Annotated in this window: 13 protein-coding genes; 7 read left to right on the top strand and 6 right to left on the bottom strand. The window is 40.8% G+C overall.

Annotated features, from left to right (window positions below):
- Positions 1-66 precede the first annotated feature (66 nt).
- Positions 67-1,296, bottom strand: a complete 1,230-nt coding sequence (serA, locus tag KO534_RS12215; RefSeq protein WP_215929931.1) for a phosphoglycerate dehydrogenase — start codon at positions 1,294-1,296, stop codon at positions 67-69.
- 242 nt (positions 1,297-1,538) lie between these two features.
- On the opposite strand from serA, the gene KO534_RS12210 reads away from it, so the two are divergent.
- Positions 1,539-2,099: an AAA family ATPase gene (locus tag KO534_RS12210; RefSeq protein ID WP_215929930.1), complete on the top strand. Its 561-nt coding sequence runs from the start codon at positions 1,539-1,541 to the stop codon at positions 2,097-2,099.
- Positions 2,100-2,112: 13 nt separating this feature from the next.
- Here KO534_RS12210 and KO534_RS12205 read toward each other — a convergent pair whose 3' ends face one another.
- Positions 2,113-3,018: a WYL domain-containing protein gene (locus tag KO534_RS12205; protein WP_215929929.1), complete on the bottom strand. Its 906-nt coding sequence runs from the start codon at positions 3,016-3,018 to the stop codon at positions 2,113-2,115.
- A gap of 99 nt (positions 3,019-3,117) precedes the next feature.
- Between KO534_RS12205 and KO534_RS12200 the strand changes: the two genes are divergently transcribed.
- Entirely contained in the window at positions 3,118-3,339 is a 222-nt protein-coding gene (locus KO534_RS12200) for a penicillin-binding protein (RefSeq protein ID WP_215929928.1), read from the top strand.
- A 100-nt stretch (positions 3,340-3,439) separates the two neighbouring features.
- On the opposite strand, the gene KO534_RS12195 is transcribed toward KO534_RS12200, so the two are convergent.
- Positions 3,440-4,687, bottom strand: coding sequence for a glutamate-5-semialdehyde dehydrogenase (locus tag KO534_RS12195; protein WP_215929927.1), 1,248 nt, complete (start codon positions 4,685-4,687; stop codon positions 3,440-3,442).
- Positions 4,684-5,790: a glutamate 5-kinase gene (proB, locus tag KO534_RS12190; RefSeq protein ID WP_215929926.1), complete on the bottom strand. Its 1,107-nt coding sequence runs from the start codon at positions 5,788-5,790 to the stop codon at positions 4,684-4,686. Before proB ends, KO534_RS12195 begins: the two co-directional genes overlap by 4 nt.
- A 419-nt stretch (positions 5,791-6,209) precedes the next feature.
- Here proB and KO534_RS12185 point away from each other — a divergent pair, with 419 nt between their 5' ends.
- The 3 genes from KO534_RS12185 to KO534_RS12175 all read left to right on the top strand — a co-directional run bounded on the left by KO534_RS12185 (position 6,210) and on the right by KO534_RS12175 (position 8,950).
- A complete protein-coding gene (locus KO534_RS12185) occupies positions 6,210-6,695 on the top strand; it encodes a MarR family winged helix-turn-helix transcriptional regulator (RefSeq protein WP_215929925.1) in 486 nt (161 codons plus the stop codon).
- Positions 6,696-6,903: 208 nt separating this feature from the next.
- The gene (locus tag KO534_RS12180; protein WP_215929924.1) at positions 6,904-8,235 is read left to right on the top strand and encodes an ABC1 kinase family protein; all 1,332 of its coding nucleotides are present in this window, start codon (positions 6,904-6,906) and stop codon (positions 8,233-8,235) included.
- A 25-nt stretch (positions 8,236-8,260) separates the two neighbouring features.
- Positions 8,261-8,950 (top strand): YceH family protein, encoded by a 690-nt coding sequence (locus KO534_RS12175; protein WP_215929923.1) that lies wholly within the window; start codon positions 8,261-8,263, stop codon positions 8,948-8,950.
- Positions 8,951-9,046: 96 nt separating this feature from the next.
- On the opposite strand, the gene KO534_RS12170 is transcribed toward KO534_RS12175, so the two are convergent.
- On the bottom strand, positions 9,047-10,204 hold the full coding sequence (locus tag KO534_RS12170; RefSeq protein ID WP_215929922.1) for an AI-2E family transporter: 1,158 nt from the start codon (positions 10,202-10,204) through the stop codon (positions 9,047-9,049).
- A 176-nt stretch (positions 10,205-10,380) separates the two neighbouring features.
- On the bottom strand, positions 10,381-11,145 hold the full coding sequence (locus tag KO534_RS12165; RefSeq protein ID WP_215929921.1) for an SDR family oxidoreductase: 765 nt from the start codon (positions 11,143-11,145) through the stop codon (positions 10,381-10,383).
- A 236-nt stretch (positions 11,146-11,381) separates the two neighbouring features.
- On the opposite strand from KO534_RS12165, the gene KO534_RS12160 reads away from it, so the two are divergent.
- The gene (locus KO534_RS12160; protein WP_215929920.1) at positions 11,382-11,900 is read left to right on the top strand and encodes a (2Fe-2S)-binding protein; all 519 of its coding nucleotides are present in this window, start codon (positions 11,382-11,384) and stop codon (positions 11,898-11,900) included.
- A gap of 1 nt (position 11,901) precedes the next feature.
- Entirely contained in the window at positions 11,902-14,181 is a 2,280-nt protein-coding gene (locus KO534_RS12155) for a xanthine dehydrogenase family protein molybdopterin-binding subunit (RefSeq protein WP_215929919.1), read from the top strand.
- Positions 14,182-14,222: the final 41 nt, after the last annotated feature.

Here is a 14,222-nt window from a genome sequence, read left to right as displayed (position 1 = left end):
CACGTACAAAATAAAAATGCCTGCTAAAAAGCAGGCATTTTTATTTATAACTGATTATCGTGATGACTAATGCAAAATTCTGGTTTTAATTGTGCCTTCAATTTTTTGCAATTGCTCAAATGCTTCTTCAGCATGGTCAGTTTCGACATCAATCACAACGTAACCAATATTTTCATTTGTTTGTAGATACTGAGCGGCAATATTCAACCCCTTTTGCGCAAACGCTTGGTTTATTTGTGTTAGCACACCCGGTATATTTCTGTGAATGTGCAATAAACGAGAACGATCAACTTGTTCAGGTAAAGACACTTCAGGGAAATTAACCGCTGATAAAGTCGAGCCATTATCACTGTACTTAGCTAACTTGCCTGCCACTTCAATTCCGATATTTTGTTGGGCTTCTTGAGTACTGCCACCAACATGAGGCGTCAAAATCACATTGTCAAATTGAGTAAGTGGCGATTCAAAGGGATCATCGTTAGACTTAGGTTCCACTGGGAAAACATCAATTGCCGCACCCGCCAACTTACCACTTTTCAGAGCTTCTACTAGAGCATCGATATCGATAATTGTGCCTCTGGCAGCATTCATAAGAATTGCGCCGTCTTTCATCATTCCTAGTTCTTTCGCACCCATCATATTTTGGGTTTGTGGCGTTTCTGGAACATGTAGCGTGACTACATCAGAAGTATTCAATAATTGTTTTAGAGTTTTGCTTTGTGTTGAGTTACCCAAAACCAACTTATTTTCTATATCGTAAAACTGCACGCGCATACCGAGGTGCTCGGCTAATATGCTTAATTGGGTACCAATATGTCCATAACCAATAATACCTAAAGTCTTACCTCGCGCCTCAAAAGAGCCAACTGCACTTTTATCCCAAACACCCCTATGTGCCTTGGCATTTTTTGAAGGAACACCACGTAATAACAAAATAATTTGCGCCAACGCCAGCTCTGCTACAGAACGTGTATTCGAAAACGGTGCATTAAACACTGGGATCCCACGCTTTTGTGTGGCAGCTAAGTCAACCTGGTTGGTACCTATGCAAAAACATCCAACGGCAACCAGTTTTTTAGCGGCAGCAATCACATTCTCATTCAACTGAGTTCTTGAACGAATACCTATAAAATGTACATCTTTAATTTTGGCAATTAATTCGTCTTCTGGAAGTGATGTTTTTAAATACTCGATGTTTTCATAGCCATTAGCATGAAGAGTATCCAAGGTGCTTTGATGTAGACCTTCTAGTAACAAAATTTTGATTTTTTCTTTTGGCAACGACACTTTGCTCATGAGATTTTCCGACTGAGATTTTAGTTTGAGACATCTGGACGTCTATTTGAGGATGAAAAATAGCAGAATTCTCATAAATTAGAAAGCAATTATGGCTATTGCTTATTCTCTAAGTGCTTAACAAACTGAGTTCTTGTTTATTTCACCACACTAAAATTAAATTCCATGACAAATAATTCGGTTTGCTATAGTTATACTTGTGTCTTTTTATTGCGTTAAACAATTAAATTAGGAGAAGGATTTTGGCAATCACAAACTACAAACCCGTATTTAGTGAGTATCATCATGGTCCAGCCCCATTCATCCACTTACTCTCAAAACCCGTTGCCACCACACGGGATACCGCCATCAGTCAGGACGATGCCGACAAGTTAAAAAACGCGCGATTTAGAGCCACAAAAAACATTAATACCAAGCTCGTTTTTTGCGGTAACAATAATACCGAGAAAGCGCTACAACTCAATCAACTCGCCTATGTCACAAATCAAACAGTATGTTTCCTAGACTGCCATCGGTTGGTCGAAACGTATATTGGAGAAACTGAAAAAAATCTGTCAAAACTGGTTGCACAGGCAGAATCCCGTCACTGGATATTATTCTTTGACGAAGCTGACGCTTTGTTTGGAAAAGCGCCCAAAGTTCAAGATTCACGGGATAGATATGCCAACCAAGAAACAAGCTATTTGCTTAAACGCCTATCACTATTTCCCGGTATTGCGATCTTCTCACTGAAAGAGCAGTCTAAGCACCATGCTATAAAACATAGGGTAGATGCTGTGATCACATTTCGAGATCTAGACTAGATAACATGTTCATCTAACTAGTACCGGACACCAGAGAAATATTCTCAATAAGTTCTAAGGCATCTAAGTTAGCAAGCGCCAACTGACAACTAGATGTACTATTGTCATACTGTGTTGAGCAATCCACTTGCCACTGCCGCAAAACATAAGAAGCGACAGCCGCACGCAATTGCACGGTCAGTTTTCCATCCAACATATCATAATCCATCTCGATCGCTTTGGGATGCTGGATCTTAGGGTGCGGAATAAGCACTATTTCTACTATTTGTTGCCATTGCTGATCATAGTGACTAGCTTCATGTACATGAACTGCCCCTTGAATAGACTCAATAAAAGTAAATCGCGTACACACAAAATCTCGAAAACTATTACTCTTTCGATCATAGGCGCGAACATGCCATCGATGGCCGTTATTGACTATGGAATGCGGTACTAACGCCCTCTCTGTCTCTCCAGAAGAAACTGATACATATCCGCATTTAATGGCTTGTTTATTATGAATAGCACGCATGATGCTTGCGATAATAGTCACTTCGGGATGTATAAGCCTGACCGCGTCAAAACACTGCTCTGACGGCTGCAATCCGGTAGAAATACCATTGCCAAATCCGCGACTTAGGGAAGTCAAAATCACTTCAGGATCATGATTAAATACTGCATGAAAATTTTCTGTGCGGTGATAACTTTTAGTTTGATGTCGTAAAATAAGGTTTTGCGGGGCAAGCTCTTTGTAAGCACTAAAGTCTCGAGTGCTAGCTGCCAATCCCGTTCTAAAACGTTGAATCAAGTCGCTACGCGCTACATGACCAAAAAACTGCAAACTAAAATCAATAAAGGCTAAACGATCTTTTTGAGCATGGGTTAACTCAGCAAGCTTTTTATTTATTTCCAATTCAATCGAATTATTATGGTATTCCATCTAGATAGACTCATAATGACTAGGTGTACGGAGAGTAAATCACCGACACAAACAATGCAATCATTATGATTACAACTTAACTAAGAGAAATGGAAAGCTATGACTGAAAAATTGGATGGTGACGCACTTATGTCACTTAAGATAGCCTTTAGCTACATGCCAAAGGCCATTGAAGTCACTAAATACGAATATGGTGACCGCTACCAAATCGTCCTGAATCATATTGAGGCTGTGCGAGAAACCTTGTTAATTAACGATGTAGATCCAGACGAAGTCTCTGGTGAAATAGACCCTGATAACACCCCAAACTCTAGTTATTAATGTTTTTAAAATAGATTCCATTAACAATTGATTATTCAAGGCTAGGAACAAAAAACATAAGATAATAGAGCTACGGTCTCCCGCTCTGATACGATTTAAGTTAAGCGCGAATTTGTCCATCACCCATAACCAAATATTTCTCAGTGGTGAGAGACTCGATTCCCATTGGGCCATATGCATGTAGCTTAGTGGTTGCGATACCGATTTCTGCACCTAACCCAAGCTCACTGCCATCTGAAAAACGCGAGGAAGCATTCACCATTACCACAGAGGCATCAACTGAACGTTGAAAACGTTTTGCTGTTAATTCATTTCGGGTACAGATAACTTCAGTATGATGACTACCAAACCTATCTATATGCGCCATGGCATCATCGACCCCTCCCACAATACGGATCGCTATCTCAAGCTCTAAGTATTCTTGACCAAAATCTTCCACTTCTAACAAGTTTGCATTACTGAAATATTGGCAAGCGCTCCCACAAGCGTGGACTTTGACATGCTTTTCTTTTAACTTTTCGGCCACTTTTGGCAAAAATTCCGCAGCAATAGATTGGTCGACTAATAATCCCTCAATTGCATTACACACGCCGGTTCTAGAAGTTTTACCATTGATTAATAAATCCATAGCAACACTCTGGTCAGCATCTTTGTCTATATAAAGATGACACACCCCTTTAAAATGCTGAATCACCGGTATTTTACTGTTATCAGTTACAAAATTAATCAGGCCCTCGCCGCCTCTTGGGATGATCACATCGATACTATCCCGCTGCTGCATCAACTCGAACATCAAGTCACGACTGGGATCTGGAACAACTGTAATCAGCTCTTTGGGCAAATCGAATGATATTAAAACGTCTTGTAAAACATCGGCTATGGCTAAACTAGAGATCAGTGCTTCTTTGCCGCCACGCAGAATTACTGCATTCCCTGATTTAAAACACAAGGCGCCAGCGTCCGCTGTTACATTAGGACGGGCTTCGAAAATCATACAAACAACACCAAGGGGAACCCGCATTTTATGGATCTGTAGTCCATTTGGACGCTCACTAACAACTCGCTGCGCCCCAACAGGATCTTCGAGCCCGGCAATCACCTCAATACCCGATGCCATTGCTTCAATTCTCTGGGGGTCTAAAGTCAGCCTGTCGAGCATAGCACTACCCAAATTGTTTTGTTTTGCTGACACTAAATCTTGCTCATTAGCCGTTAAGATAACCTGCTGTTGTTGACGCAAAGCCTTGGCCATCGCTAATAATACTTGGTTTTTAATTGACTCATCTAACACGGCTAAGGTTTTGGATGCTTTAACCGCGCCCAATGTTAAATTTTTTATTACACTCATACTGTCTCCAACAACGCGACATTTTTGTCTGAAATAATCGGCCCTGTTTGTTCTTGAAAATCACTCGCAAAGTTTTTATCTTCTTGATTAGTAATAAAGCTCAGCAAACAACTACTATAATTTGACTTGGCTTTCGCCAATTTAGTCCCGTCATTCCTGCGTACCAAAATCGTATCACCTACTGCAAATTCGCCTTTAATTTCCACCAAGTCTTCACTGGTAAGTTGTTCACTGTGGGCATCAAGTTTAGCTTTAAAGTCATCCTCAACTATCACCTCACCTTGAGCCGTAGAGGTATGTGTCATCCAATGAATGTGCTCCTGCATAGGAGAGGATGCTGAAGAAAACCGCGTGCCAGGATTTTCACCGTTTAATAACTTAGTAAAAGACAATTCGGTAAAACCATTGACTATATAGGTGTCAATTCCATGCAAGGTTGCTTTTTTTGCTGCTTCGACTTTAGTTATCATGCCACCGGTGCCCACGGCACTTGTCGCTCCATCAGCCATCGCAAACACTTCTGCATTTATTTCTGAGATATTAGGGATGAGAACTGCATCTTGGTGTTTATGTGGGTTTTTATTGTACAAACCATCAATGTCGGAACAAATGATCAAGGCATCAGCGTCTGCAGCGGCCGCAACAATCGCAGATAAATTATCGTTATCCCCTACTTTTAACTTGTCGGTCACTATCGTGTCATTTTCGTTGATAATGGGTAAAACACCATGTTCTAGCAACGTAAAGATGGTTTCCCTTACACTGATGTAGCGTTCCCTATCACGCAAATCGCAACGCGTCAGTAGCATCTGTGCCGTTGCAAAATCAAAAAGCTTTTCCCATGTTGCAATCATTTCCGCTTGGCCGGCAGCTGCCATTGCCTTTTTGATAGGGATAGTTTGTTGTAACTCATTTGGAAACAAATGTGAGCCTGCCGCTACGGACCCTGACGAGACTAGAACCACATCGATTCCTTGTGCACGACAACTCTTAATAAATTGCGCAATACTTTCTAAATACTGACTACTACAGCCCTTTCCATGGGGCGCAATTAATGCACTTCCAACTTTTATGACAATACGTTTCCAATTAAATCTATTCATAATAATTAATTTCTTACCTTGCGAAATTCAACGCTATTTTATTGATGTAGGCTTCATTGCCTGATGTTTCGATTATTTGAAGAGCTTTTGAAATTAAAGCTTATTCTCTTGGAGAGGTCATGATGGGTTTGAAAGCTGCATTTTGGTCCTCTTAAAAGTTTGACTAAAATTACCTAGTAATCTAATAATTCGTATACTAACTATTTTTTAATAAAATTTCTACACCAGAATCGATATAACATAGTTCATTGAGGTGGTAATTAGATAGAGTTGAACTTTTACCTCAGATAAATAATGGGGTTAATTCTGAATTTAAAAATTGAACTCTAGGTTAATTACTCTTACATTAAGCGACATTTATCGGGCGTTAATAATTAGACTTTTCGGCCGGTGTTCAAAGGTATGCAAAGGTCAGTTATATGCAAAAATATGAAGAATTATTAGTATCATTAAGAAAGGTCACTCGGGCCATCGGGCTCTATTCAAAAAAGTTATCCAAAGAAAGTGGACTTACTAGTCCGCAACTTATTGTTCTAAAGGAAATTGCGCAACATAACGGCTGTATGGTTAAGGATATAGCGCAAAGTATTAATCTTAGTTCCGCAACAGTAACAAGTATTCTAGATAGACTTGAAGCACGTAATTACGTTATTCGAGAACGTTCACTTACAGATAAGCGCAGGGTCGGTTTGCATCTTACCGAGCAAGGGAAAACAGTCATAGAAAATGCGCCTCGCCCTCTGCAAGCACATTTTATTGATCGCTTTGAAAAGCTTCAAGAATGGGAGCAAACTCAATTGGTTTCTACCATGCAACGTATCGCATCCATGATGGATGCAGAAGATATAGACGCAGCGCCACTGTTAGAAGTGGGTACCCTTTATGACGTCACACAATCGGAATAAAGTGTAATTGAGCCATCTAAATTGCACATAAAACGGCAATAATTAGTAGTTTGTACTCAGTGCTAAGTTCTTGTCTTGGCACTTTGAAAACACTTTCTAGCCACTCGCGCCGCAAGGTTATAAACTAATTTTTCCAATCTGTTGGTGGTGGAATACATCCGAAACGCACTACCCAACGTATTGACCTTTTTATGAGGCGTGACTCTAAATGCAAAAAAAGACGCAAAAAAACACAAATGCAGCCTCTGTACCCAAGGGCAGATTAAGTCGATTCAGCAAATTAGGATCTTTGGCAGGGAGGGTAGCTGGAAATGTGCTTGCTGAAGGGGTCAGTGAATTAGCCAAAGGAAATCGACCAAAAATAAAAGACTTATTGCTCACCCCATCAAACGCGATGCGTGTGACCGAGCAACTCGCCCAAATGCGTGGAGCGGCGATGAAGGTGGGGCAAATGTTATCTATGGATGCAGGTGATATGTTGCCAAAAGAGCTGACAGATTTACTCGCTCGGTTGCGTTCAGACGCTAGGTCTATGCCAGAAAAAGAACTCGTTGGTTTGTTAGAAACACAATGGGGGCAAGGCTGGCAGAAAGAGTTTATACAATTTCCGTTACAACCTATAGCTGCCGCCTCTATTGGCCAAGTTCATAAAGTTATCACTAAAGACTTAAAACGTTTAGCCATTAAAATTCAATATCCAGGAATCAAACAAAGTATTAATAGTGATGTAGATAACGTCGCGACCTTAATAAAATTAACCGGGTTATTACCCAAAGGTTTGGACATTAAGCCGCTATTGGAAGAAGCAAAAAAACAACTGCATGATGAAGCAGATTATAAGCTTGAAGGAAAATACTTAGATCGCTACGCCGCTGTTATTGAAAACGATGATGCGTTTGTGATGCCGGTGCTAGATGAAGAGTTGAGTTCAGATTCGATTCTCGCAATGAGTTTTGTTGATGGTTTACCAATAGAACAGTTAATCAACGAATCTCAAGAAACTCGAAATCGAGTAGTGACACAGTTAATGCGGCTATTTTTCAAAGAGTTATTTGACTTCAAATTGGTGCAAACCGATCCTAACTTTGGCAATTTTCAATATGATCAAGAATCACAAAAAATTGTACTTTTAGATTTTGGCGCCACCCGAGCTTATACATCACAAATGGCCGAAGGTTACCGTCAGCTAATGCAAGGTGCCTGCCGTCATGACAAATCACAAATTCGCCAAGCAATCTTAAATATTGGGCTTATTCGTCTCGATTTACCTGAAAATGTTCAGCGCAATATTACAGACTTAGTTTACATGGCTTGCGAACCGTTATATGTAGAATCGCCCTACGACTTTGCTAGTTCAGATCTATCTTCACGCTTGCAGCAACACGGGATGCAACTGGGACTAGAACGAGAATATGCGCATACACCTTCTGCCAACGCAATATTTTTACACCGAAAACTTGGAGGGTTATTTTTATTGGCAATAAAATTAAAAGCCAAAGTGGATATGCAAAGATTATTCTCGCCTTATAATAAGGCATAAATTAGCGGTACCAACGGACATTTAAATGCTTATACAACTCTCACCAATACAGGCACGGATTATCGGTGTATTACTCGAAAAAGAAGTCACCACACCGGATCAATATCCTTTATCTCTGAATGCCTTAACCCTAGGATGCAACCAAAAAAGTAACCGAGATCCAGTCATAAACCTTAGCGAATCTGAAGTTCAAAATGGCTTGGATGAACTTAAAGATAAAAAATTGATCCTTGAATATACTGGTACTGGCAGTCGAGTGGTCAAGTACAAACACCGTTTCTGTAATACCGAGTTCAGTGATTTAAAATTTAGCCGACAACAATTAGCGATTATATGTGTATTACTGCTACGCGGCCCGCAAACTCCGGGGGAACTTAGGACTCGCAGCAACCGCTTGGCCGACTTTGCAAATGTCGATGAAGTAGAAACAACCCTTAACAAATTACATGATTTGAACGACCAACAATTAGTAGTGAAACTAGAGCGGGAACCGGGCAAACGTGATTCTCGTTATGCACACTTATTTGGTAGCGACCAAGAATTTTCAATCCAATCACAACCTTCAACTTACAGTTATTCTACTGACCAGGAAGAAAATTCAACCTCTACAACCACTATAGACCAAGAGCGTCTTAGTCAACTAGAACATCAGGTAACAGCCTTGACTAAACAATTAGCAGATTTAAAAGAAATTGTTGATATATTGAGTGAATAAAAACATATCAATAATGGTTTTACAGCAAGGACGCGGTAAAACCATTATTGATAAAGCAAACAATCACTATTAGCATTGGACCAATAAAATTAGCCATTATCCACCAGCTTCTATGATCCTAAGCCAATTTCCCCAAAGGCCTAATTCAGACAAAGCCAGTTTGATACACACCAATAGTGGTACAGACAACAAAATACCCGACAGCCCCCACAGCCATCCACAGATGATTAACCACAACATAATAACCAATGGATTAATTAGCATGTTCCTACCCAAAACTGTTGGCGTAATAAACTGTGACTCAAGCATATTTAACACTAGATAAGCAGCCACTGGTAGTAACACAGATATATTGACACCATATTGCACTAATCCGGCTAAAGATAATATTAATACCCCTAATACTGAGCCTACATACGGAATAAAATTTAGAATTCCCACCATGACCCCCCACAAAAGCGCATCTTCTAAACCAATGAAATATAAAACCAAGGCTGTAGATAAACCTAATCCAGTATTAATAATACTGACAGTGATAATGTAACGAGAAAGCTGCGCTTGGGTCATATTCACCAAATTGATTGCTTTATCGCGCTTTTCTTTTGTAGGCAATTCCTTAATAAAGGCGTTGAAAAGACTCGGACCAAAGATAAGTAAAAACAGAATCAATATAATACTAACCAAAACTTGTGCTAAAAAAACTGGGGCGGCTCCCAATGCTTCAAGAATAAACTCGAGGCCTCCCTGTTTAATGTGTTCAGTCACCACGTCGCTAGTCGTTTCTTTAGGTTGAATTTCAACATCTTCACTACTGAACCAATCTAAAAAGCTAAACTCTTTTACTGGTTTAGCTTTTACCAACTCTTCGTGTTGTTGTTTTTCAAATGCGTCACTAATAGATTCAACTTGCTGAGTAAGCTGCACAGATAGTTTAGGGATAAGTTTTGCCCACTTCTGGGCTGGCTCAAATAATTCGAGCCCTAGTAATGTAAAAGGAGCGATGAGCATAGCCATTAATGCTATAGATGATAGAGAACGTGGTATGTGTAGGCGTTTTAACAATGTCACTAGTGGACTCAATAGGAGCGCAATGAGTATAGTTAATACCAATGGGATAATGAGTGATTGAGCAAAATATAGAGTATAAAAAACTGCCAACATCAGGATCCATTTGATGCTCGGAATATTAGCTAATCTTTGACTTTTTTCTACATTTTCTGAGTCTTGAAGGGCTTCAGCTTGCGACTTTTGCATGACTTTCCAGAATCTAAAATAAGTTAAACAAAGCAGCCGTCGGTCCAACTCAGCTGCAACTAGTTATATCCTAATTGATAGATTCAAGTTTAAAAAGCACTCTTAACGAGCTAATGCCAATCCGTCATCTCAATTTTTTACTCTAGACTACTTTTATTTGTATGCGTCCTTATGCCTTATATTGAGGTCGAGCCACCATCCACAGGTAAGGTAGATCCAGTTGTAAAACTTGCTGCATCAGAACTTAAATACATAACTGCAGCCACGACTTCTTCTACTGTTCCCACGCGACCAACGGGGTGCATAGAACCTATCATATGGCTCTTCTTTTCATCTCCCGCAATGGCGCGTCGATACATATTGGTATCAATCACTGCAGGACAAATTGCGTTCACTCTGATGCCTTTTTTGGCATATTCGACTGCCGCCGACTTAGTCAACCCAACAACGGCATGTTTGCTTGCAGCGTAAATACTCATTTTAGGTGCAGCACCTAATCCCGCTACAGAGGCGGTATTCACTATAGCTCCACCACCAGTTTTTAGCATGCTTTGAATCTCATGTTGCATACATAACCACACACCTTTGACATTAACATCCATGATTTTGTCAAACACATCTTCACTTCCTTCAGCCAATTTGCTTGACTCTATGTCGATGCCAGCATTATTAAATGCTATATCTAAACGTCCAAAAGAGTCTTGAATAAAGTCAAAAAGTGCTGTGACTGAACCGCTATTACTCACATCACATTCGTGGAAAATTGCTTGAAGACCAAGGGAAACAAGTTCTTGTGCCAAGTGTTCGCCTTGAGTATCAATGTCCGTCAAAATCACCTTAGCACCTTGGTGAGCGAAAGAGCGAGCAGCGGCTTGCCCTATGCCTGAAGCGGCACCAGTGACTAAAACGATTTTTCCTAAAAAGCCTTTATTATTATGCATTGACTCAATTCTCAATTTCTTAGTGAACAATAGATTAACAACCTCTGAAGCAAACTATAAATAAGCTTTTAAGATGTTAACCAATCAATACAACTGATACGTAAATTGCCGTTTAAATGTGTGCAAGTCTTACTTCAAGCTCATTCAAACACGTCACGATCAACATTAGTTTTTGTTGCTACACTGTTTAAGCAACATAACTAAGCTAATCTATCAATCGGACAAGAAGCATAACTATGATTACATTTGCACTTAACGGTAACAAAATGAGTACCGATGCACCTGAAGATACGCCTTTATTGTGGATCATTCGCGATGAATTTGGACTCAAAGGGACTAAATTTGGGTGCGGAATTGCTATGTGTGGGGCTTGTACCGTGCATTTAAACGGTAGTCCAGTAAGGTCTTGTTCATTGCCAATTAGCGCTATTGATGGAGGCAAAATTACAACCATTGAAGGGCTTGAAAATAAACACCCTTTGCAAAAAGCTTGGGTTGAGCATCAAGTGCCTCAATGTGGTTACTGTCAGTCTGGTCAAATCATGCAAGCCGCTGCGCTATTGGCGACTAATGCCAATCCTTCAGATGCGGAAATCGTTAATTATATGAACGGAAACTTATGTCGTTGCATGTCATATAAGCGTATTAAAGAAGCGATTAAGCAAGTGTCTTCATCAAGTACCAGTGTCGTAGAAATTTATGATCCCAAAAGAGACAGCATCCTAGTAGATAACAATGAACAGGGAGTAGTGTAAAATGACTCGCCTTAATAAAACCGAAAAAATTGAACAAAGCCGTCGTAACTTTCTAATAGGCACAGTAGGTACAGGCTTAGTTATGGCCTTTGCACCGGTAATGACTGCTTACTCCTCAGAATCAGCGGCAACCGCCCTCAATAAAAAACGATTTAGTCCAACCGTTTGGTTTGAAATTGACCAATCAGGTTCGATTCTAATCAACATTTCACGAGCTGAAATGGGACAACACGTAGGTACTGCCATCGCCCGTATTGTTGCCGATGAATTGGGTGCTGATTGGGATAAAGTCTCGATCAAACATGTGGATACTGATCCCAAATGGGGATATATGGTCACTGGCGGTTCATGGTCTGTTTGGCAATCTTACTTACCTATGTCCCAGGCAGGTGCAGCAGGGCGCGCAGTTTTAATTGACGCCGCAGCAAAATTGCTTAAGGTTCAAGCTAGTGATTGTAAAGCACAAAATAGTCATGTGGTTTGTGGTAACAAGTCGATAAGTTTCGCCGATATAATTAGTCAGGGCAGTATAGATAGAACTTATAGTGCCGAGGAATTGGCGCTACTCACACCTAAAGATCCCAAAGCCAGACAGTTAGTGGCTAAACCTAGTAACGCTTTGGATATACCTGCAAAAACGACAGGCACCGCAAATTATGGTATTGACGTAGAAATCCCAGGCATGGTGTACGCCCGTCCGTTGATACCTCCCACTCGTTATGGTTCAACAGTACTGAAAGTGAACGATAGCAAAGCGACTAAGGTTAAAGGTTATATAGGTTATGAGATTTTGCAGGATCCCAGTAATATTCTGCAAGGTTGGGTGTCTGTGCTGGCGGATACCTACTACGGCGCAATTCAAGCTGCCCAAGCTATGAATGTAGAATATCAAGCGGGTGAAACTGCCAATGTTAGTGAACAAGATTTAATTGATGAAGGCGAAAAACTAGTTGCTGACAAGACCTCTGGTGGACGGTTTGTTGATTACGGAGACATAAATAAAGCGTCTTCTGAAGCCAAAAAATCTATCGATGCTATATACAAAACATCTTCTGTATTGCACTTTGCTTTGGAGCCAGTCAATGCCGTAGTCGAATTCAAAGACGGGATTTGTCATGTTCATACAGGCAACCAATGGCAATCGTTATTTTTGCCGGTTGTCGCTAAATCCGTTGGACTCCCTGACGACAAAGTCATTATTCATCAATATTACCTCGGTGGTGGTTTTGGTAGACGCCTAGCAGGTGACTACATGATTCCAGCGGCACTGACCGCTAAAGCCATAGGTAAACCGGTGAAACTGGTATTTACCCGCGAAGATGATTCACGTTTCGACTGTATTCGCTCTCCTTCAGTACAACATTTTGCGGCCTATTGGGATAGCAACAACGCGTTACAAGGTATTGATCATGCCGCCGCTGCAGGATGGCCAACCTTAACCATGGCGCCCGGATTTATGCCAGACAGTGTTGATAAAAAAACCAAAGTTGATAGTTTTTCTATTAGTGGCGCCGACCATTGGTACAGCCTCAATAATCATAGAGTACGCGCCATCAACAATACACTGGCGCAAAAAACCTTTGTACCAGGTTGGTTACGTGCTGTAGGTCCAGGTTGGATTGCATGGGGCGTAGAGTCTTTTATGGATGAAGTCGCCCATGCTCAAAATACAGATCCTGTTGATTTTCGTTTAAATTTGTTAGACGCAAAAGGTAAAAACGCTGGAACTGTTCCAGTAGCCGTAGGTGGAGCAAAACGTCTAGCTCATGTGTTAACAGAAATAAAAATGAAATCCGAGTGGGGTAAAACCTTACCCAAAGATGAAGGGTTAGGCATAGCAATAGCGGCGGGACAAGAACGTAGTATGCCTACATGGAGTGCCTGTGTGGCCCATGTTAGAGTTGATCCTAAAACGGGTGGAGTCAAAGTATTAAAGCTTTCCAGTGTTATGGACTGTGGCACTGTTGTTCATCCTGATGGTGCATTAGCCCAAACAGAAGGCGCCATGCTCTGGGGACTCAGCCTTGCGTTACACGAAGGAACGGCGATTCAAGAAGGTCAGGTGGCGGATACCAATTTAAATAGCTATACCCCGCTGCGCATGGCAGATGTACCTGAATTAGATATCAGTTTTGTAGAAAATACTGAAATACCTACCGGATTAGGTGAGCCTGGTTTAATTGCTGTTGCTCCTGCGATCGGCAACGCAATATTTAATGCTGTAGGTGCCAGAGTTCGCAACTTACCTATTACGGCTAAGGCAGTAAAAGCGTTGATATAGTTCAGGCTATTCGCTGCTAACCTCAATTAAAGCGCCATGTC

The sequence above is a fragment of the Paraglaciecola arctica genome, assembly GCF_018861065.1.
Taxonomy (GTDB): domain Bacteria; phylum Pseudomonadota; class Gammaproteobacteria; order Enterobacterales; family Alteromonadaceae; genus Paraglaciecola; species Paraglaciecola arctica_B.
Note: the sequence above shows the minus strand (reverse complement) of the source record. Positions and strands in the feature narration are given on the sequence as shown.